This window comes from Parabacteroides hominis, assembly GCF_014287585.1.
Lineage (GTDB): Bacteria > Bacteroidota > Bacteroidia > Bacteroidales > Tannerellaceae > Parabacteroides > Parabacteroides hominis.
Genome location: NZ_JACOOJ010000021.1, coordinates 18,262 through 39,197 on the forward strand (window position 1 = coordinate 18,262; position 20,936 = coordinate 39,197).

15 protein-coding genes are annotated in these 20,936 nt (G+C 41.9%); 13 read left to right on the forward strand and 2 right to left on the reverse strand.

Annotated elements, in window-relative coordinates:
- Nucleotides 1-3: 3 nt before the first annotated feature.
- The 12 genes from H8S65_RS12215 (at nucleotide 4) to H8S65_RS12270 (ending at nucleotide 16,674) form a co-directional block, all read left to right on the forward strand.
- Nucleotides 4-1,086, forward strand: coding sequence for a TlpA disulfide reductase family protein (locus H8S65_RS12215; protein WP_186930235.1), 1,083 nt, complete (start codon nucleotides 4-6; stop codon nucleotides 1,084-1,086).
- 6 nt (nucleotides 1,087-1,092) lie between these two features.
- A complete protein-coding gene (locus H8S65_RS12220) occupies nucleotides 1,093-1,746 on the forward strand; it encodes a DUF4858 domain-containing protein (protein WP_186930236.1) in 654 nt (217 codons plus the stop codon).
- A gap of 107 nt (nucleotides 1,747-1,853) precedes the next feature.
- The gene (locus H8S65_RS12225; protein ID WP_186930237.1) at nucleotides 1,854-2,357 is read left to right on the forward strand and encodes a hypothetical protein; all 504 of its coding nucleotides are present in this window, start codon (nucleotides 1,854-1,856) and stop codon (nucleotides 2,355-2,357) included.
- Nucleotides 2,358-2,463: 106 nt separating this feature from the next.
- Entirely contained in the window at nucleotides 2,464-3,177 is a 714-nt protein-coding gene (locus H8S65_RS12230; protein ID WP_186930238.1) for a FadR/GntR family transcriptional regulator, read from the forward strand.
- A gap of 20 nt (nucleotides 3,178-3,197) precedes the next feature.
- The gene (locus H8S65_RS12235) at nucleotides 3,198-5,789 is read left to right on the forward strand and encodes a sodium:solute symporter family protein (protein ID WP_186930239.1); all 2,592 of its coding nucleotides are present in this window, start codon (nucleotides 3,198-3,200) and stop codon (nucleotides 5,787-5,789) included.
- 4 nt (nucleotides 5,790-5,793) lie between these two features.
- Nucleotides 5,794-6,705 carry a dihydrodipicolinate synthase family protein gene (locus H8S65_RS12240; RefSeq protein ID WP_186930240.1) on the forward strand — a complete coding sequence of 304 codons (912 nt, stop codon included), beginning with the start codon at nucleotides 5,794-5,796 and terminating at the stop codon, nucleotides 6,703-6,705.
- Between the two features lie 84 nt (nucleotides 6,706-6,789).
- On the forward strand, nucleotides 6,790-9,954 hold the full coding sequence (locus H8S65_RS12245; protein ID WP_186930241.1) for a SusC/RagA family TonB-linked outer membrane protein: 3,165 nt from the start codon (nucleotides 6,790-6,792) through the stop codon (nucleotides 9,952-9,954).
- Between the two features lie 36 nt (nucleotides 9,955-9,990).
- A complete protein-coding gene (locus H8S65_RS12250) occupies nucleotides 9,991-11,445 on the forward strand; it encodes a RagB/SusD family nutrient uptake outer membrane protein (RefSeq protein ID WP_186930242.1) in 1,455 nt (484 codons plus the stop codon).
- A 9-nt stretch (nucleotides 11,446-11,454) separates the two neighbouring features.
- Nucleotides 11,455-12,393 carry a dihydrodipicolinate synthase family protein gene (locus H8S65_RS12255; protein ID WP_186930243.1) on the forward strand — a complete coding sequence of 313 codons (939 nt, stop codon included), beginning with the start codon at nucleotides 11,455-11,457 and terminating at the stop codon, nucleotides 12,391-12,393.
- Between the two features lie 21 nt (nucleotides 12,394-12,414).
- Nucleotides 12,415-13,542, forward strand: coding sequence for a sialidase family protein (locus H8S65_RS12260; RefSeq protein ID WP_186930244.1), 1,128 nt, complete (start codon nucleotides 12,415-12,417; stop codon nucleotides 13,540-13,542).
- A 54-nt stretch (nucleotides 13,543-13,596) separates the two neighbouring features.
- Entirely contained in the window at nucleotides 13,597-15,033 is a 1,437-nt protein-coding gene (locus H8S65_RS12265) for a sulfatase (protein WP_186930245.1), read from the forward strand.
- Nucleotides 15,034-15,039: 6 nt separating this feature from the next.
- Nucleotides 15,040-16,674, forward strand: coding sequence for an exo-alpha-sialidase (locus tag H8S65_RS12270; RefSeq protein WP_436277881.1), 1,635 nt, complete (start codon nucleotides 15,040-15,042; stop codon nucleotides 16,672-16,674).
- A gap of 71 nt (nucleotides 16,675-16,745) precedes the next feature.
- On the opposite strand, the gene H8S65_RS12275 is transcribed toward H8S65_RS12270, so the two are convergent.
- Nucleotides 16,746-18,890 carry a S9 family peptidase gene (locus H8S65_RS12275; RefSeq protein ID WP_186930246.1) on the reverse strand — a complete coding sequence of 715 codons (2,145 nt, stop codon included), beginning with the start codon at nucleotides 18,888-18,890 and terminating at the stop codon, nucleotides 16,746-16,748.
- A 48-nt stretch (nucleotides 18,891-18,938) separates the two neighbouring features.
- Nucleotides 18,939-19,748 (reverse strand): NAD(+) diphosphatase, encoded by an 810-nt coding sequence (gene nudC, locus H8S65_RS12280; protein ID WP_186930247.1) that lies wholly within the window; start codon nucleotides 19,746-19,748, stop codon nucleotides 18,939-18,941.
- Between the two features lie 425 nt (nucleotides 19,749-20,173).
- Here nudC and H8S65_RS12285 point away from each other — a divergent pair, with 425 nt between their 5' ends.
- The gene (locus H8S65_RS12285) at nucleotides 20,174-20,848 is read left to right on the forward strand and encodes an ABC transporter ATP-binding protein (protein WP_186930248.1); all 675 of its coding nucleotides are present in this window, start codon (nucleotides 20,174-20,176) and stop codon (nucleotides 20,846-20,848) included.
- Nucleotides 20,849-20,936: the final 88 nt, after the last annotated feature.

Sequence of the window (20,936 nt, forward strand, 5' to 3'; positions counted from 1 at the left end):
CTTATGAAAACGAACACTCTATTAGCTTTGTTAATCACATTGGCAGCAGGTTCATCCTGCACAAATCCTACGTCCTCCTATACCGTAACCGGCAGCATACCTGATACGACATTCAATGGCACAACAATCTATATTCATAACCGTGATGATAACCGGATAATGGACAGTACAACCATTGAAAACGGCTCCTTCTCTTTCATCGGTAAAATAGACACCGCCGTTTTATGCTTTACCCAAATCGGGAGAGAATATTACACGAATTTTATGCTTGAGAACGGCACAATCAAACTGAACATGGAAAAACCGAACACCCCGTCCGGCACACCTTTGAATGAAATATTTACAAGTTACATACAAGCAGAAGACAGCCTCAACAACATCTATCAGTCAAAAGCCGAAGAGATAAAAAAACAAACGACCGATCAGACGGAAGCGCGGGAACTGTTCAAAAACTATTATATTACCGAATGGAAACCGGCCTATATAGCCATGTTGACCGGCTTCGTCAACAAGAATCAGGACAATTATATGGGCGCTTTTGCTCTCCAGTCGCTGGCTAACTTCATGGAACCGGAAGAATTGGAACCGGTAATTGCAAAATCAAGCACGTTCATACAAAGCAGAAATGTCATACAAAGGCTTACCCAAAGACTCGAAAGCCTGAAAAAGACAGCCGAAGGACAACCTTTCACCGACTTTACAGTCGAAATGGAAAATGGCGAAAAAGTCTCTCTCTCCGATTATGTAGGAAAAGGGAAATACACGCTGGTTGACTTTTGGGCAAGCTGGTGCGGACCGTGCCGGGCTGAAACGCCGGTACTGGCAGAAGTATACAACCAGTATAAAGATAAAGGATTTGAAGTTGTCGGCGTTGCGACATGGGACAAGCCGGAGGATACAAAGAAAGCGATCGAAGAACTGAAAATTACTTGGCCTCAAATATTAAACGCTCAGAATATCCCTTCCGACCTGTACGGCTTCAATGGAATCCCTCATATCATCCTCTTCGGTCCTGACGGGACAATCGTAGCCCGCAACCTGAGAGGTGAAGAGTTAAAAACAAAAGTAAAAGAGGTGATGCAATAATATAATATGCACAAACAGCTACTTATAGTGATGTTGATTTGTCTGAAAGGCGCCGATTATATATCTGCACAGCAGTGGACAAAAAAGGATTCAGTCTGGCTCCAGAACGTTCTGTCCGGCAAAGAAAAGCTGGAACTGAATCCTGAGACGATGAAAGCGATTCAATCAGGTTCTTTTATAAACTTGGATGAACCGGCTTCCAATATGAAGATGTCGCCAGTAACCCCGTTACCCATCCTCAAAGATTTTACCGAATACATACAAACGGATTCGGCACACAGCAAAAGAGCATTAAAGGACCTGCCTCCTGGTGTTTTCTGGTTATACGCACCTCCTCCCGGAAAAATTTTACCGGTCTACAAGAATATGCTCGAAGCATGGAAAAGCGATCCTATGAACCGTTCTCATAACACAGGCTTCGTCACTTTCGACTTCGCAGAAATGACCAGCAGAAAGAGTTATATACACAAACGGAATGCCAAAAGAGACGGGACATGGAAGAATTACAACAATTTGCCTACTCCCGATATTATCAAAAAAAAGAAGAAATTCGCTAAAGATAATCCGAATATAGCCGGACAGGATACGCTTTTGTTACGCAAAGACTCGTTGCAGTTAACAGACACGACGCATGTAACCTCCTCTGCTCCGATGAACTAAACAATCCATAAAATAACTTTTTTTCAAAAAAGTCGTATTATTTTGCAACAATTCAGTGTCATATAACGTCTTATAGTTATACAAGAAACATTAATCGGAAACAGATTATGACAAAAATACAACTATTAGCTACGCTGTTGGCACTTTTCATCATTGCCATGCTGGGAGCATGCAGTAATGAAGACTATTCGGAGCCGGATGTTTTCAAGGTAACACCTGACCTCCGTACCCGCATCAACGCAGGCGTAAAAATGGCTTCCCGCACAGAAAAGAGACTGTTCAATGAGAAATTCAATTCTTTCCTCACCAAGTGCGATGAAATGGGATTGGAAAATACTCCCTATCAATATATGGAAACGGAAGAGTACGCCGACTTGAAAAATCAAGTCTTGTCATCCTCTCCCGCTACCTGCTATCTGTTAATGGATCGCTATCTAAAACGAAATCCCCCTTTCTTCTCTTTCATCCTGAACGATCTGATCGAAACAGCCTATCCCAATACGGCAGACGAGATTGCCAACCGGATGAAATCATCAACCACCGTACAGGAAACAATGGAGCTATTTCCTCAGGTTTGCTTGGAAATTTGGCTGGATGAAATAGAGAAATAGTTAACTTATCAAAAAAAACAAACCCAATTATTGCATATAATATATTTTTTGCATTTATTTGTCAGACAAATAAGATTAATCATAATTATCATCTAATATTATTGTAATGGATACATTAAGAGTACATAGTCAAACAATCACCCTTGTTGATCAAGTAGAGGACAGGCTTCTCAATTATTTAAAAGAAAAAGATATACGCACTGGGGATTCTATTCCTAATGAATTGGAATTGGCAGCAGCACTGGGTGTAGCCCGTAGTGTCCTTCGAGAGGCATTAAGTCGGTTAAAAATGATGGGGATGATAGAAACTCGTACGCGTCGGGGCATGATCCTAACAGAGCCAACAATTCTCGGAGGAATGAAACGAGTTGTCGATCCACGTATTTTAGGAGAAGAAGCTCTTTTCGATATTTTAGGATTCAGAATTGCTTTGGAAATAGGGATATGTAGCGATATTTTCAGAAACATTACTCCGGAAGACATTTCAGAACTGGAAGAAATTGTAAAAATGGGAATTGTCTTTGAAAATAATGAATATGCCCCAGTTAGCGAGTTTACATTCCACGCTAAACTATATGAAATTACAGGAAATAAAACTATTTCTGAATTTCAAGGCATCATTCATCCCGTAATGATTTTTGTAAAAAACAAATTCAAGGATTTATTAGAACCTATTAATATTGAAATGAAAGAGCAAGGGCAGATAGTTACTCACGCAGACCTTCTTAATTTTCTCAAAAACAGAGATGAGTTCGGGTATCGAAGAGCAATAGAACAACATTTTGAAGTATACAAAAGATTTTTGAATAGCAGAAAATGAATAAATAACTTGTTAACAACATGTCTAATACGGTCAAAATAGGAACAATTTTTCTGGCTTGTTTATTGAATTTATTTCAAGCAACAGCATTAAAAGGGAGTATCCCTTCAACTAATCCTGGATTGGAAAAAATCGAATGGGATAATTCTCTTACTCTGCCTGATTTAGACGGCAAGCCTAATATCGGAGTTGCGGGAGCTTTTTCGGGTTTTATAGGCGACAACCTAATTATTGCGGGAGGCGCAAACTTTCCTAATGCCACACCTTGGAATGGAGGGAATAAGACTTATTGGAATACAATATATTACATAAACACCACCCAATCAGTCCCCAAATGGTTAGTATTACCAAAAGGTATGCCAAAAGCCTTGGCATACGGCAATTCTATAGAATTGCCTACAGGAATATTATGCATTGGAGGTTGCGATTCCACCCAATGCTATAATGATGTTTTTCAAATTCAGCTAATTGATGGACAAATAAAAATTGATACAGACTGGCCTACCTTACCTGTACCTTTAGCAAATGCAACCGCCTCTTTGCTCGGAGATAAAATATATGTGGCTGGAGGCCAAAAAAGCATGGAAAAGCCCGAAGCTACTAACCATTTTTTTGTTCTGGATCTCAACAGCCGCAATAAAGGTTGGATAGAGCTACCAGCATGGCCGGGAGAGCCTCGAGGATATGCAGTGAGTACATCTCAAAGTGACGGTTTTGATAAATGCTTTTATCTTTTTAGTGGACGTAACTATAGAGCTGACGGATACATAAAAACACTTACAGATGGCTATGTCTTCAACCCACGTTTAAATTCATGGAAAAAACTGAAACAAAGTTTTCCTGTCATGGCAGGTAATGCATTACCTTGTGGTGCAAACCATATTCTTTTTTTGGGTGGTGTACCACAATTAATTCCAGGTTCCGATGACCATCCAGGTTTTGACAATACAATCCGTCTTTACCATACCATCACCCAAAGTTTGATAAAAAAGGAGGTTGCTCCTTATCCTATCTCCGTTACAACCAATATTGCCCAAAAAGGCAATACATTTTTTATTGGGAGCGGTGAAATCAAGCCTGGTATTCGTACATCTCATATACTGAAAGGGGAAATCATCCCATTCGAAAAAAAACTGGGTATAGTTAATACAATTGTCATCATTTTATATTTTGCATCTCTTGCCTGGATTGGTTACTACTTTTCGAAAAAGCAAAAAAATACAGACGATTATTTCAAAGGAGGAGGACGACTCCCTTGGTGGGTTGTCGGATTAAGTATTTTCGGAACGAGCCTGAGCGCCATCACATTCATGTCCATCCCCGCAAAGGCTTATTCTTCCGATTGGAGCTATATGCTTGTAAACGCAGGTATATTAATGGTTGTTCCACTCATATTATATTTGTTTATTCCATTCTATCGCAAATTGAATGTTACAACTGCATACGAATATTTAGAACAGCGATTCAGTTCTTTAATTCGGGTACTTTGCAGTTTAGCCTTCATCTTATTTCAGGTTGGTCGTATGGGAATTGTCTTATTCTTACCAGCTATAGCCTTAAATGTTGTTACTGGCTTTGATATATTTCTCTGCATAGGGCTGATGGGAATATTAAGTCTTATCTATACCATGATGGGAGGTATTGAAGCCGTAGTGTGGACAGATGCTTTACAAGTTGTTATTTTATTAGGCGGTGCTATCCTGGTTGTTATCATGGCCGCATGCAATATCCCTGATGGGTTCTCAGGTATTATCAGAGAAGCATCAGTTGACAATAAATTCGACTTGGGAAGTTTAAATTTCGACTTAAGGCAATCGACATTATGGACTGTACTAATTGCGACTTTTTTTACTAATTTGACAACTTATGGAACAGACCAGACAATGGTACAACGCTATATGACTACCGAAACAGAAAAACAAGCACAGAAAAGTGTACTGACAAATGCAATTCTTACTATTCCAGCAACACTTCTTTTCTTTTTCGTAGGTACAGTATTGTATGTTTACTATAAACATAATCCAACAGATTTAAGTTTGACAATCACAGACGGAGATGCAATTCTCCCCTGGTACATCTATTCTCAACTGCCCCAAGGAGTCATAGGACTTTTAATTTCAGGGATATTTGCCGCAGCGATGTCTACCCTCAGTAGCAGTATGAATTCGGCTGCCACTGCCTATATAGTCGATATTCATAGCAAGATAGTTAAAAAAGAAGCAATAGGCAACTTACACACAGCAAAAATAGCAACCTTTTTCTTAGGTATTGCAGGAATAGCTTTTGCTTATATGATGGCAACTTGGGAAATAAAATCATTATGGGATGAATTCAATAAAATTTTAGGTATCATTTTAGGCAGCCTTGGTGGGCTCTTCCTATTAGGAATGATCACACGAAAAGCCAATGCAGCAGGAGCATTATGTGGTATTATCGGCAGTATATTTATACAACTGATCGTCATCCAACAGCAATCCGTACATCTTTTACTATATACAACTACCGGATTTGTATCATGCTTCGTTATTGGGTATATAGCAAGTTGGATTATTCCTGGCAGGGCCAAAAACATAGATCATTTAACAATATATAAAATATTCTCTAAAAAATAAAAACATGAAAAACTATCAACGTTTAAAAGGATTGATTGCGGCATCTTTCACTCCTATGGATGCCCAAGGAAAGATTAATCTTTCCGTAATCGATAAGTATGCAGATCTGATGGCTAAATCTGATATGACAGGAGTATTCGTGTGCGGCACAACCGGAGAGTCTCAATCCCTAACGACTATTGAACGTAAAAGAATTCTGGAACAATGGATCAAATCGTCAAATGGGCGGTTTAAAGTAATAGCCCATGTAGGCAGTAATTCACAAGTAGAAGCAATAGAATTAGCGCGTCATGCAGCAGAGACAGGAGCCGATGCTATTGCCGCAATGGCGCCTTGTTTCTTCAAACCGGAAACTGTCAAAGATTTGATTGACTTTTTTACTCCGATTGCCAATAGTGCAGAAGAACTACCATTCTATTATTACAATATGCCATCCATGACTGGTGTATTTTTGCCTGTTGCGACCTTCTTGGCAGAGGGTAAAAAAGTGATGCCTAATTTAGCGGGAACAAAATTCACACACAATAATCTCATGGAAATGGGTGAATGTTTAGCATTAAATGACGGTGAATTTGAAGTTCTTCACGGGTATGATGAAATTCTAATCTCAGGATTAGCATTCGGAGCAGTTGCTGGCGTTGGAAGCACCTATAACTATCTACCCGAAGTCTACCACGGCATTTTGAAAGCAGTTGAAGAAGGAGACTTCCAACATGCGAGAAAATTACAGATGAAATCAATAGAAATAGTAAAAATAATCATTAAATACGGAGGAGGTGTACGAGGAGGTAAAGCAATTATGAATTTGATCGGAATAGATTGTGGTCCATGCAGACTGCCCATTCCAGCTGTAAGCAAGGAAGAATATGATATGCTGAAAAACGATTTGCTAAAAATCGGTTTCTTATCTAAATAAAAAGACACGGGGAATAAAACTTTGACCGGTACTTATTCCCTCGTGTCAATCTTAAAATAGCACTATTTTAAAACCAGTACAAAGATGAATAAATTAAATCATTTATGTTTACTGTTAGTCCTCTTATTATTCCCATTTATCTCAATTTCTGCTCAAGAAATGAATATTTCGGGCGTTGTTATAGACAACGATGGACTAACTATGCCAGGTGTTTCTGTTTCTGTCAAGGGAACAACAACAGGTACTATTACCGATATTGACGGTAAATACGACCTCAATGTGCAAAAAGGGGCAACTCTTCTTTTCTCTTTTATCGGATACACAACAAAAGAAGTAAAAGTAGGAAACGAAAACATTTTGAATATCACACTTAACGCCTCTACTATAGGCTTGGATGAAGTAGTTGTAGTCGGTTATGGAACACAATCGAGAAGAACAATCACCTCTGCTATTACAAAAGTAAGTGGCGATGCATTGAAAAATGTTCCGGTAAATACTATTGGCGAAGGTTTGAAAGGCAAAATTGCCGGTGCACGCCTATACTCCAATAATAATACTCCAGGGGCTGATGCAACAATCCGCATCCGTGGTGGTTCTTCCATCAATAAAAGTAACGACCCTCTGATTTTAGTAGATGGTGTCGAACGTGCATTCTCGGGTATTAATCCAAATGACATTGAATCTATTGAAGTTTTAAAAGATGCGGCATCCACTGCAATCTATGGTTCAAGAGCATCTAATGGTGTAATTCTTATCACTACAAAAAAGGGATCTGCCAATCAAGCTCCCCGAATAACATTCGAAGCTAATTTGGCGCTACAACAAGCAGAAACATTGTATGATTTTATGAATGCCGAAGATTATATCAATACTGTTCGTCCGGCTGTAGCCTTAGGTCCCAAATCTCACTACAACTTTATGGATGGTTATTCTGCAAGTTCAGGAAATACAGAATCTTCGATCTATTCAACTCGCTACCTCAAAGAAGGGGAAAGCGTACCTGCCGGATATAAATCCATGCCGGATCCATTAGATCCGACTAAAACACTGATTTTCCAAGATAACAACTTTCAAAACGAAATCTACAAAAATGCACTGTGGCAAAACTATTACGTAGGAATTGATGGAGGAAGTGAATCTGTCAGATACAGTGCCAGTGCAGGATACACAGATGACGGGGGAGTCGCTTTAGCTACAGGTTATTCCCGTTTAAGCATGCGAAATAATCTGGATGTAAAAATCAACAGCAAATTGTCTTTTGCAATGGGTTTTGATTATTCTAAAACCAATTCATCTGAATATCCTAACCAGATGAATGTTATATCAAGAGGTTTAGCAACTCCACCGACTCAAAAGAAATATAATGAAGATGGAACACCCACAAAAGGTTATAATGCAACCTCGCCTAACCCATTGTGGTATCAATACTACAATGATCAAAGCAAAGAGGAAAAACGAATGTCTGCATTTGGGAAGTTGACATATCGTATTATTGACGGTCTGAGAGCAGACGTGCAAATGTCCACTTACAATCACCACTGGAGAAGCGACAGTTTCGAAAAAGCCAACGAATTCAGTGGTTTACGCACGACCACTGCACAATTCGGTGAATTAAACAGAAACAAATTGGAAGCCTATGGAACATACAACAAAACAATCAAAGATCATTCTTTCTCTGTAATGGCAGGTTACTCCTATCAGAAAGATAAAAATCAATCAATGGAAGCAACCGTTACAGGCGCCAGTTCCGATAAAGTTCCGACATTAACAGCAGGTCCCAATAAAAAAGACGCAAAAAGCGATTTTACGGAGGATGTCACAATTGGCTATTTTGGCCGATTATCTTATGATTTTCAAAAGAAGTATCTGTTTTCTGCCACATTTAGAGAGGATGCATCTTCCCGTTTTGCAGCAGGAAATCAATGGGGTTTTTTCCCTGGTGCTTCCGTGGGTTGGGTTATGTCTGACGAATCCTTCATGCAAAATATTAAACCTATCGATAACCTGAAATGGCGCATAAGCTATGGACAAACAGGGAATAATGCAATTGGCCTTTATGATGCTTATGGGAAATATTCAACAAATGCTAAATACGATGGAATTGCCGGAATTGTTCCGTCTACTATGCCTAATTTAGGATTAACATGGGAAGTTTCTACACAGTTAGATGCAGGTTTCGATCTGTCAATGTTTAATAATCGCTTAAACATCAGCGCAGACTATTTCGACAAAAGAACTGACAATCTATTATTTAGCAAAGAATTACCAAATACTTCCGGTTTTGCCAATGTTCAAACCAACATCGGTAAAGTAAAATTCTATGGTTTCGATATCGAAATCAGTTCCACAAATATCGAAACAAAAGATTTTATTTGGACATCTAAGTTTACATGGAGCTACGTAAAAAATAAAGTTTTAAAGCTCCCTGATAATGGACGAGACAAAAACCGTATAGGAGGTATTACACTGGCAGATGGGACAGCTTTTGGTGGAACAGCAGAAGGGGAACCATTATATCGTTATTATGGTTATATGGTTGATCATATTATAGAAACACAAGAACAAGCAGACAATGCGATGTATGATAGTTCCGCAAAAGGTTATCGGCCTTCCGATGGGAAAAACATAGCCGGACGTAAAGAAATCGGTGATTACGAATGGAAAAACCGTAAAGGCAGCCAGACAAAAGATGGAAAAGATTATATTGACAGTCAAGATCAATTCTTGCTTGGTTATACAGTTCCACATTCAACCGGAGGCTTGAACAACAATTTCACCTATAAAAATTTCACTTTGAATATCTTTGTAGATTGGGCTTTAGGCCACTCCATCAACAACAATTCAGAAATGCGTTATTTCATGAATACATTTGCAAACAATTATACATTGATTGATGAAGTGAAACAATGTTGGAAACAGCCGGGCGATAATACAAAATACGCACGTTTTACAGCCAATGACCCGGATGATGGAAATGCTAATTTTAGCCGTACATCGAATGTGTTCAACTACAAAGGCGATTACCTCTGCATCCGTGAAATAAGTCTGCAATACAATGTACCGACAAATAAGCTGACAAAACTGGGTATTCAAAATTTGGCTATTACATTAGCAGGAAACAATCTGCATTACTTTACAGCTGTAAAGGGTGTTTCTCCTGAAGTGGGTGCTTCTACGACCTATAATAAGGATTATTACAATTATCCTCCTATTCGTAAATATTCCGTAGGAGTAAAAGTTACTTTCTAATCAAATGATTTCTTAAGTTATAAAAACATTTATATCATGAAAATCAAAACAATATTATCAATATTATTGGCTGGAACTCTATTTGCTTCATGCCATGGTGATCTGAATATCATCCAGAAAAGTGAAGTGTCAGCCAATTCCATGTGGCAAGATGAAGGAGATGCTACTTCTGCCATGTACGGTATGTTCAATAAATTCAGAGCTACATTCAGTACAGGTTACATTTACTGGGGAGAATACAGGACCGGTCTTTGGGCAGACGGTTTAGCCGGACAAACAGCACGTGACCAGGTATATCAAAATCAGATACCAACAAACCACGGTTATGCAAATTGGGCTGATTTATATACGACAATCAACAATGCTAATTTGATTTTAAAATACACACCGGATATTGCGTTCAATAGCGAAGATGCTAAAAACAAGATTTTAGCAAACGCATATTATGTAAGAGCATTTTGCTACTATTGGATCGGGCGTATTTGGGGAGATGCTCCCATATTGCTGGACGGCTTTGAATCGGACCAGCAAGAAGGACTTTTTCCGACTCGTCAACCAGCCGAAGATGTTTTCAAACAGGTAGGCGAAGACATCAACAATGCTTTAACCTTGATGCCGACATCTGTAGCAGACAGGAATCTGGCATCACCGGGAGCCATTAATATGCTGAAAGCAGACTACTCTTTATGGATGTATAAAGTACGAAATGCAGGAGAAACTGCACTCGACAATGCAAACACTGCAGTCCAAGCTGTTTTGAACAACTCAAATTACTCACTTGAAGAAGATTTCAGCAATATTTTTTACAACGAATTAGGCAATGAGATTATATTTGCGTGGAGTTACATTCAAGATGAATATACAGGTGGATATCCAGGAGATTATCTGGTTCCTTCTCAATATGTTTCTGTCGAAGCAATAGAAAATCCGGTAAAAGTAGGTAGCCATCAACAATGGTGCTTCTATACAGAAGATTATAAAGCTTTACTTTCAGAAAATAAAGAAGATCAAAGAACAATTGTAAGTTTCGAAACTTATTTCGATGAACCGAAAAATGCAACATTTCAATGGATCAATAAATTTGCCGGTACATGGACAAACGGAACACGTATCTTTGATTCAGATATAATCGTATACCGTTATGCTGATGCCATTCTTTTTGATGCAGAAATCAAATTAGCAAAAAATGATATGACCGGTGCGATTGCTTCACTTAACCATATAGCTGAACGGGCATACGGTAAAAAGAACTTCTATCCATCCTCCATGGCTGCCAATGACTTGAATGAAGCCATTGTAACAGAAAGAATGAAAGAATTCGCTGCCGAAGGCAAATTATGGTGGGATTTCATTCGTTTAGGAGTTGTCTTCAAAAAGGCTCCTTATCTGGTTGGACGTGAAAACGAGTTAAATATTTTATTATGGCCCGTAGCTCAGGCTTCAATTAATAAGAACCCGAATATCATACAGACTCCGGGATATGATGAATAATTGATATTTATGCATCCGTTAACACATACAACTCTTGTCGGCAACTGGGCAACTCTTTTGCTGGCAACAAATAAAAACGGAGAAATAGATTATAAACGCATGGGAGATGAAATAGATATTTTAATAGCATCATCTCCCTGCGGAATCTATTCGAATGGGACAGCAGGCGAGTTTTATACTCAAAACGAAGAAGAGTTTATAAAAACAAGCGAATTACTGGCAGAGAAATGTTCTGCTGCCAGTATTCCGTTTCAAATCGGTGTCAGTCACATGAGCCCGCAAATATCTCTAAATCGATTACAAGCGGTCAAATCTCTAAATCCCGGTGCAGTTCAAGTAATCTTACCAGATTGGTTTCCGGTCACATTGGAAGAGGCTGTTATTTTTTTGCAAAGGATGGAAGAAACTGCTGACGGAATTCCTATCGTCCTTTACAATCCTCCTCATGCAAAAAAGATACTTTCTCCTCATGATTGGATGTACCTAAAACAACATATACCATCTTTGATCGGCGTCAAAGTTTTTGACGGGAACCGGAATCCTGAATGGTATAAACAAATCAGAGAAAAGGTGCAAGGGTTATCTGTTTTTATTCCAGGCCATAATCTGGCAAGCGGAATACTCTCCGGAGCTCATGGAGCATATTCCAATATAGCGTGCCTGAATCCTTTTGCTGCTCAAAAATGGTATGAGCAAATAACAGCAAATAAAGATATGGCACTCGAATTGGAGAAGCGTATTCATCTGTTTATGGATAAACTGATAACTCCTTTTATCGTAAAAGATCATTTTCCAAATCATGCCTGTGATCGTTTTATGGCATTAGTAGGAAAATGGGCTGATATAGGCAGCTATTTGAGATGGCCTTATCGTTCGATACCGGAAGAATACGTTATTAAAGTAAGAGAAGAAGGCTGTCATATCATTCCAGAATTTTTCAATCAATAATCTCAAATCAACTAACAAATCATGAAGAATATAATAGTAACATGCTTTTTCGTTTTGATGCAATTGGGAATTTTAGTCCAAGCACAAACAAATACAACAACAGACATTTACCAAAAAGGGCAGGACGGATATGCCTGCTTCCGTATTCCTGCTATCGTCCAAAGCAAAGCGGGGACCCTGCTTGCCTTTGCTGAAGCTCGAAAAAACAGTTGTTCCGATACCGGTAATATTGATTTAGTAGTGAAACGTTCCGAAGACGGAGGTAAGACTTGGAGCCGCACCATTACAGTATGGGACGATGGTGATAACGTATGCGGCAACCCGTCTCCTATCGTAGACCAAGAAACAGGTCGTATCATCTTGGTCAGTTGTTGGAATTTAGGAGAGGATCACGAAAAACAAATCATCGATAAAACAAGTAAAGACAGCCGGAGAGTATATGTTCTTTATTCCGATAACGATGGCAAAAGCTGGTCAGCTCCCAAAGAAATCACATCATCCGTCAAGCACCCCGATTGGACTTGGTACGCAACAGGTCCCTGTCATGGAATCCAATTACAAGGTAAAAAAAATAAAGGTCGGTTAGTGGTTGCCGCCAACCATATGGTGGCAGGAACAAAGACATATCATTCCCAACTGATCTATTCCGATGATAAAGGCGAGACTTGGAAACTCGGAGGAATCGTCAACGAACATGGAGGAAATGAAAGTAGTGTTGTAGAATTAAAAAATGGAGACTTAATGCTAAACATGCGCAATTACAACCGGAAAGAAAGTAAAACCCGTTCGTATGCAATCAGTAAAGATGGTGGAGAAACTGTCTCCCAAATGTCATATCTTCCTGAACTGATCGAGCCTATTTGTCAAGGGAGCACACTAAATTATATGAAAAGGGGAAAAATCAGCAGCAACATTTTATTCTCCAATCCCGCCTCCACTGATAAAAGAGAAAAGATGACAATCAAACTGAGTGAAAATAATGGTGAAACCTGGCCCTATGCCTATCAAGTCTATTCAGGTCCAAGTGCTTATTCAGACCTGACCAATCTGGGAAACGGGAATATCGGACTGTTATATGAATATGGTATAAACAATCCGTATGAAAAAATCGGCTTTACAATAATACCATTCGAACAACTAAAAAAATAAAACAAATGGTATGCTTCCACGTACGCAAATTATTGATTAACCAAGAAAAGACACATGAAACAAAAGACTACTTTGGCAACCATTGGGGCATTATTACCTTTTTGCATACAAGCAGAAAATGATGTTAAAAACGTGCTTTTCATAGCCATAGACGACTTGCGTCCGACATTGGGATGTTACGGTGATCCATACGCCGTAACTCCCAATATCGATACATTTGCGGCTAAAAGTTTCCTCTTTGAAAACACATACTGCCAGCAATCTGTCAGTGGTCCTTCACGGGCATCCCTACTGACAGGATTACGCCCGGATGAAATAGGAGTTACCGATCTAAACACCCATTTCAGAGAAAAATGTCCGTATATTACCACTCTGCCACAACTTTTCAAGAATAACGGATATGAAACTATCGGTATAGGTAAAATCTATCATGGCAGTGCCCGGACACAAGATACGGTTTCCTGGACCCGAACTCCCATCTACAATTTATCTATTAAGAAAGAAGAATATACGTTGATGCAAAACAGACAAGGGAATAAAGCAACAGCAATTGAAATTGCCGATCAACCGGACACTTCCTTTCTGGATGGCAAAGTTACCGCAGAAGCTCTAAAGAGATTGGATAAATTATCCAAATCCAAGCAGCCTTTCTTTTTGGCAGTCGGGTATATCAAACCTCACCTGCCATTTAGTATGCCGAAAAAATACTGGGATATATACCGGAATAAATCCTTCATCCGAAAAGTGGCAGAAGATAAACAACCAATACATGCTCCTGTTATTTCCTTCCACAATTGGGAAGAGTTGAGAGGATATACCGACATACCCAAACATGGAAACCTTTCAATAGAAAAGCAGGAAGAACTTTGTAAAGCTTATTATGCATGTGTCAGTTTTATCGACTCACAAGTCGGGAAATTATTGGGCAAGCTCAAAGAACTGGGATTGGAGAAAAATACAATCATTGTCATTTGGGGTGACAACGGCTTCCATCTCGGAGAACAGCACCTATGGGGAAAATCCACAAATTTTGAATTAGATTGCAAAGTTCCTCTACTTATATACAGTCCAGAATATAAAAATCGTTCGAAACGAATAAACGACATTGTAGAGTTGATTGACATCTATCCTACATTGACCGATCTCTGCGGACTAAAGCCTGCACATACATTATCCGGGCAGTCTCTTCGTTTTCTGATAGAAAACAAAGCAAACTGGAAAAATCGTGCTTTCAGCCAATTCCCAAGGCCCTATAAAGCGGTAAATTCTTATAAGAACCAGACACACATGGGATATACTGTCCGGACTAAAAACTGGCGTTACACGCTGTGGTATGACAATGCGACAAACCATATTACAGACCGGGAACTTTATTGCATGAACGGTAATAAAGTAGAAAAAGAAAATCTAAGCGGAAAAAGAGAATATGTTGACATTGAAAATGAACTACAGCAAATGATTGATGATTATAAAAACACTCATAATAAATAAGATTCCATGAACAGAGCATTATTATTTACAATCCTTTCAGGCCTGTCATTATCCTGTACGGACTATACGGATAACATATCCATGACAGCAGAACATCCGGTACTCCCCGTTCTTACCATGAAGGAAGCCAACCCTGTCTTCAAAATTGAACTGATAAGACATCAAACTGGCGATAATTATTCATTACAAAAATTAGAAGTGGATCTTCATGGCACAACAGATATCGACGATATTGAAAGTGTCGGTCTTTATCATACCGATTCCAAAGGAATGATCGATACCAACAAGCCGGTTCTCCACGCAGTATCCGCATCTGAAAAAGTTGTTTTCAATACAGATATTTCAATTGATACGGACACCTTCCCTTTTTGGGTATCTTTTAAGTTAAAAGACAAAGTAGATCTCAGCCATCGCTTTAAAGCAAGCTGTACTAAGATAGAGACAAATGAAGGAGAGATAAAAGTGCCCGTAACAGCTTCACCTGAACTTCGTGCAGGAGTAGCCGTACGCCAGCACAAGCAAGACGGCGTTCACACGTCTCGTATCCCTGGGTTAGCAACATCTACAAGAGGGACATTGTTAGCAATTTATGATGCCCGCTACGAAAGTCCACGCGATTTACAAGGGCACATGGATATCTGTCTGAATCGCAGCACAGACGGAGGACAAACCTGGCAACCTATGCAAGTAGTCCTGGACATGAAAGACTGGGGTGGATTACCTGAAAAATACAATGGAGTTAGCGATGCCAATATCCTGGTAGATGAAAACACAGGAGATATTTATGTTGCCGGCCTCTGGATGCATGGAGTATTAGATGGAAAAACAGGGAAATGGGTCCCTGGAATGACAAAAGACAGTACCCGCTGGATACACCAATGGCGTGAAAAAGGTTCTCAGCCGGGGTTTGGAGTAAAAGAAACCTGTCAGTTCCTAATTGCAAAAAGTACCGATGACGGTCAGACCTGGAATACCCCTGTAAACATAACGAAACAAACCAAACGAAAGGAATGGTGGCTATATGCCCCTGCACCGGGACACGGGATTACACTACAAGACGGAACTCTCGTCTTTCCGACACAAGGACGAGATAAAGACGGACATTCATTCTCCAATATAACCTGGAGCAAGGACGGTGGTAAAACATGGACCGCCAGCAATCCGGCTTTTACAAATGTAACAGAATGTATGGCCGTACAACTATCTGACGGAAACATCATGCTAAACATGCGTGACAACCGTAACCGGGGAAACAAAGAGGAGAACGGACGGCGTATCTGCATCACCTCCGACTTAGGGAAGACTTGGACAGAACATCCCACCTCACGAAAAGCATTAATCGAACCGACTTGTATGGGGAGCATACACAAACACACTTATCACAAAGACGGGCATAATAAATCAATCCTGCTTTTCGTTAACCCGGAATCCTATTCGGAGCGTAATCATATCACACTGAAGGTTAGCTATGACGATGGAAAGACCTGGCCTGAAAACAAGAAAATCCTATTGGATGAATATAACGGGCGCGGTTATTCCTGCATAACCTCTGTAGATGAAAACACAATCGGTATTCTATATGAAAGCAGTCAAGCCGATATGGTCTTTCAACAAATCAGATTGGAAGAATTACTGCCCTAAACAGGAAAGGCCCTTTATCCGAGGTTCGAAATCTCTTGGATACAGGGCCTTTTTATTATTCAGATATCACCTTACTCCCACTCCGGCGGTTCCTGCCCCAGCAAGTTCTTGACGAAGAAATCGTGCATTTTGTGCATTTCGAACGGGCCGCCGAGGCTGTGTGTCTTGCCTGGCAGGTAAAGCTGTTCGAAGTTCTTGTTCGCTTTCATCAAGGCGCTGACAACCTGCAAGGTGGAAGCCGGATCGACGTTGTCGTCCAGTTCGCCGTTGATCAGGAGCAACTTGCCTTTCAGGCGGTGAGCATTGTCGACATTGGAGGAGGCGCTATAAGAGGCGTCGATCGGATAGCCCATCCACTGTTCGTTCCACCAGATTTTATCCATCCGGTTGTCATGGCAACCGCAAAGGGCGACCGCAACCTTATAGAAATCGTTATGGAACAGCAGAGCCGCCATCGCATTCTGACCTCCGGCCGACCAGCCATAGATGCCGGCACGATCCAGATCCATGTGCTTGTACTTCGCACCTGCTGCTTTCATCCAGGCGATACGATCCGGGAAACCGGCATCTTTCAGGTTCTTCCAGCATACATCATGGAAAGCCTTCGAGCGGTTGGATGTCCCCATCCCATCGATCGAAACGACGATGAAGCCGAGTTCCACCAGTTTGGAGACCAGATGATGGGCCGGTTTGAAATCCTTATCCACATGCGAATCGTGCGGGCCGGCATAGATAAACTCTACGACCGGATATGATTTGGAAGCATCGAAGTGCATCGGGCGATAAATGTTCCCCCAGATATCCGTCTGTCCGTCCCGGCCTTTCGCACAGAACACTTCCGGCATCTGCCAGCCTTCCGCCTGCAACGCACTCACATCGCACTTCTGTAATCCGGCAACCACAGACGCATCCGAAGTCCGCTTCAACTGGCTGACAGGCGGCAGGTCGGGACGGGAATAGACATCGGTAAAATAAGAACGGTCGGCAGAGAAGGTCACACGGTGGTTCCCGTTCTCAGGAGTCATATCGGTAAAGCCCGTTCCGTCCAGGTTAATCCGACAGTAATGCAGGTTATAAGGATCTTCGCCTTTGTTGAAACCCGAAGCGGTGAAGTAGACAACCCGGTTCGCCTCATCCACGTGATCGACCTGGCGAACCACCCATTCGCCCTTCGTCACCTGTCGTTTCACCTGCCCGTTCGTGCCGTCTATCAGGTAAAGATGACGCCATCCGTCCCGCTCGGAGATCCAGAGCAGTTCTTTTCCGTCGTTGAGGTCGTATCGGTAATTGTTATAATAATAGATAAAAGTCTTTGTCTGCTCGTCCACCAGATGGCGGATAGAACCGTCGGCCGCACTCACTTCACCAATGACATAACGCTGATGGCCGCGCTGGTTGAACTCGAACGTAAAAGCGCGGCTGTCTTCACGCCAACCGGTCAGGTTCAGATAGAACTGGTTTTCATAAGGAGCGACATTCAGTGCCACCTGCTTGCGTGCCTCCACGTCAAAAAGGACAGGCAGGTAAACCGGCAACACGTCGCCCGGCTTCGCGTAATCGCGCCATTGCAGGATCGGTTGTTTCTGGCTGGACGGACTGGATTCGATCAGCGGAATACGGCGTTCCTGCACGTCGCGCACCTTCACCGTCGCCAGCTTGCGGGAGTCGGGCGACCAGATGATCGACCAGGCGTCATAGCGCAGGTTGGTCGTGCCGTCCATCGTCAGGGCAATCTCTTCTTTCGGCTTATCCTTCTCTTTCTCATCTCGGACAGGAGAGATATAGAGGTTGTTATCTTTCACATACGCTTCCCATTTCTTATCAGGCGAGACGACAGGAGCCGGAGCTTCTCCGCGGCGGCGCCAGCGATCCGGCTTCTTTTCCTCTTCCTTCAACAAGGATTCGGCCAGCCCCTTTTGCTTTTTAGAGAAGAATGCCGCCAAACCTTTCTTATCTGCGGCACGTTGCTTCTTTCCGCTCTCCGCATTGACAAGATAGTAGAAATCTCCCTCCTTCTCATGGTTCTTATACCAGAAATAGTGGGAGCTGTCTATCCATTCGGGATGGACAGCGGGAGAATAAACCCGGTTGGAACATTTCAGGATCGTGTCGGCGCGCTCGTAATCGGCACGCGTCACCTGCGAGGCGGCGCTTTCTGCACCGAACGCCATCGCCAACAGGCACAGGCAAGAGATAAACAAAGTCGTTCGTTTCATAATAAACAGTGATTTATGATTTATGATTTAATCCCAATTTCTTAATTCTTAATTCTTAACTCTTAATTCCCAATCCCCCAACCACCAGTCAATCATCCTCCGCGCCAGGCTCAGTTTGCGCGGTATCTCCGGCAGGTTGTCTTTCGAGAAGAACGAACCGGAGCTCAACTCCTCATCCTGCAATTTGATCTCCCCGCTGACATAATCGGCAATAAAACCGATCATCAGGTTGCTCGGATAAGGCCAGGGCTGATTGCCGAAGTAAGTGATGTCGCGGATCGTCAATCCGGTTTCCTCCCGCACTTCACGTTCCACGCACTGCTCCAACGTCTCGCCCGTTTCCAGGAAACCGGCCACAAGCCCATGAAACGTCCCCCGGAAGTTACGTGCATGCACCAACAGGATTTCCTCGCCTTTCCGGATCAAGACAAGAATGGCGGGCGACACTGCCGGATAGATCTCATATCCGCAAGCGGGACACTTCTTCACGATCGGCCCCTTCTGTTCCGTCGGCGTCCCGCAAGCCGGACAGAAGCGGCTGTGCCGGTCCCAATAGAGTATCTCGTAGGCCTTCCCCGCCTGGTCATAGAAGTAGCGGTCGATATGATCGTAAGAGGCCCGAAGTCCCATCGGCAGGTAAACGTCCGTCTCTTCCAGCGGCTCGTCGGTCGAAACAGCCATCGCCACCGTCCCGTCCTGCATTTCGACCATCTGGGGTAGAGACGCACGGCCATACGTCTCTACAGGCGATTTATCCATAAAAGGAATTGTATAGCCACCACCGGCTTTCTTTTGCAGCAAAAGTTGGTCATTGTAGAAAACATACCAATATAGAGGAGCGTTATTTGTCATTTCCATACGTCTGATTCTTTATATCGGGGACAAACATACGAAAAAAACCCCCACATTGGTATCTCTATTGTTTCCTATCGCACAAGAAAACGTATCGCATAAGTAATAAATCTTCGCCAAGTGCCTTACTATTCTATAATCAGCGGCGGCGATTACATAATCAGCGCCGACGATTATAAAATCACCGCCGCTGATTATAAAATCGCCGGTTGTGATTAAAGAATTATACGGCATCTAACGATCTTTTCCTATAAAGAACAAAAAGATTTTCTTATGAGGGCCGGGAGAATAATCGTGCGTTTCCGAACTCCATCCGTGCGGACAAGCACAGTTGCAGGATTCCGATCAAGCGATAATCCACTACATATAAGAAACTTATGACTATGGCACGACTTTTGCGTCACTACTCATAAACAAAACAGTTGAAAACCATGATTAAAACAGTTGCATTAGAAAAGATCTTCCGGACGGAAGAGGTGGAGACGTTGGCGCTGAACAAAGTAAGCATAGAAGTCAAAGAAGGAGAGTTCGTTGCCATTATGGGACCTTCCGGATGCGGTAAATCTACATTGCTGAACATCTTAGGACTACTGGACAACCCGACTACCGGAGAATATTACCTGAACGGGATCGAAGTTTCCCAATATACGGAAGCCCAGCGGACGAAGCTGCGCAAGGGGATTATCGGTTTCGTCTTCCAGAGTTTCAATCTGATCGACGAGTTGAACGTGTACGAGAATATTGAACTACCTTTGCTTTATATGGGTGTTTCGGCTGCCGAACGGAAAAAGAAAGTGCAGGAAGCGATGGAACGGATGGCTATCGTGCACCGCGAAAAGCATTTCCCGCAGCAGTTGTCCGGCGGCCAGCAACAGCGTGTCGCCATTGCCCGCGCCGTAGTGGCCAACCCGAAGTTGATCCTTGCCGATGAACCTACCGGTAACCTGGACAGCAAAAACGGGCAGGAAGTGATGAATCTGCTTAACGAACTGAACAAGGAAGGGACAACGATCGTCATGGTGACGCACAGCCAGCACGATGCCGGGTTCGCATCCCGCATCATCAACCTGTTCGACGGACAGGTGGTAACGGAGGCCGTGATTTAAGCCTGAAATGTTATAAAAGGGAAAGAAGAAGCCATAACGTATTAAGATATGTTATGGCTTACGAAATTGTCGTATTCCGTATGATTCC

Bases quoted from the DNA above. Each gene is read 5' to 3' on its own strand.
- H8S65_RS12215 (WP_186930235.1), top strand. From the start codon at position 4: ATGAAAACGAACACTCTATTAGCTTTGTTAATCACATTGGCAGCAGGT.
- H8S65_RS12220 (WP_186930236.1), top strand. From the start codon at position 1,093: ATGCACAAACAGCTACTTATAGTGATGTTGATTTGTCTGAAAGGCGCC.
- H8S65_RS12225 (WP_186930237.1), top strand. From the start codon at position 1,854: ATGACAAAAATACAACTATTAGCTACGCTGTTGGCACTTTTCATCATT.
- H8S65_RS12230 (WP_186930238.1), top strand. From the start codon at position 2,464: ATGGATACATTAAGAGTACATAGTCAAACAATCACCCTTGTTGATCAA.
- H8S65_RS12235 (WP_186930239.1), top strand. From the start codon at position 3,198: ATGTCTAATACGGTCAAAATAGGAACAATTTTTCTGGCTTGTTTATTG.
- H8S65_RS12240 (WP_186930240.1), top strand. From the start codon at position 5,794: ATGAAAAACTATCAACGTTTAAAAGGATTGATTGCGGCATCTTTCACT.
- H8S65_RS12245 (WP_186930241.1), top strand. From the start codon at position 6,790: ATGAATAAATTAAATCATTTATGTTTACTGTTAGTCCTCTTATTATTC.
- H8S65_RS12250 (WP_186930242.1), top strand. From the start codon at position 9,991: ATGAAAATCAAAACAATATTATCAATATTATTGGCTGGAACTCTATTT.
- H8S65_RS12255 (WP_186930243.1), top strand. From the start codon at position 11,455: ATGCATCCGTTAACACATACAACTCTTGTCGGCAACTGGGCAACTCTT.
- H8S65_RS12260 (WP_186930244.1), top strand. From the start codon at position 12,415: ATGAAGAATATAATAGTAACATGCTTTTTCGTTTTGATGCAATTGGGA.
- H8S65_RS12265 (WP_186930245.1), top strand. From the start codon at position 13,597: ATGAAACAAAAGACTACTTTGGCAACCATTGGGGCATTATTACCTTTT.
- H8S65_RS12270 (WP_436277881.1), top strand. From the start codon at position 15,040: ATGAACAGAGCATTATTATTTACAATCCTTTCAGGCCTGTCATTATCC.
- H8S65_RS12275 (WP_186930246.1), bottom strand. From the start codon at position 18,890: ATGAAACGAACGACTTTGTTTATCTCTTGCCTGTGCCTGTTGGCGATG.
- nudC (WP_186930247.1), bottom strand. From the start codon at position 19,748: ATGGAAATGACAAATAACGCTCCTCTATATTGGTATGTTTTCTACAAT.
- H8S65_RS12285 (WP_186930248.1), top strand. From the start codon at position 20,174: ATGATTAAAACAGTTGCATTAGAAAAGATCTTCCGGACGGAAGAGGTG.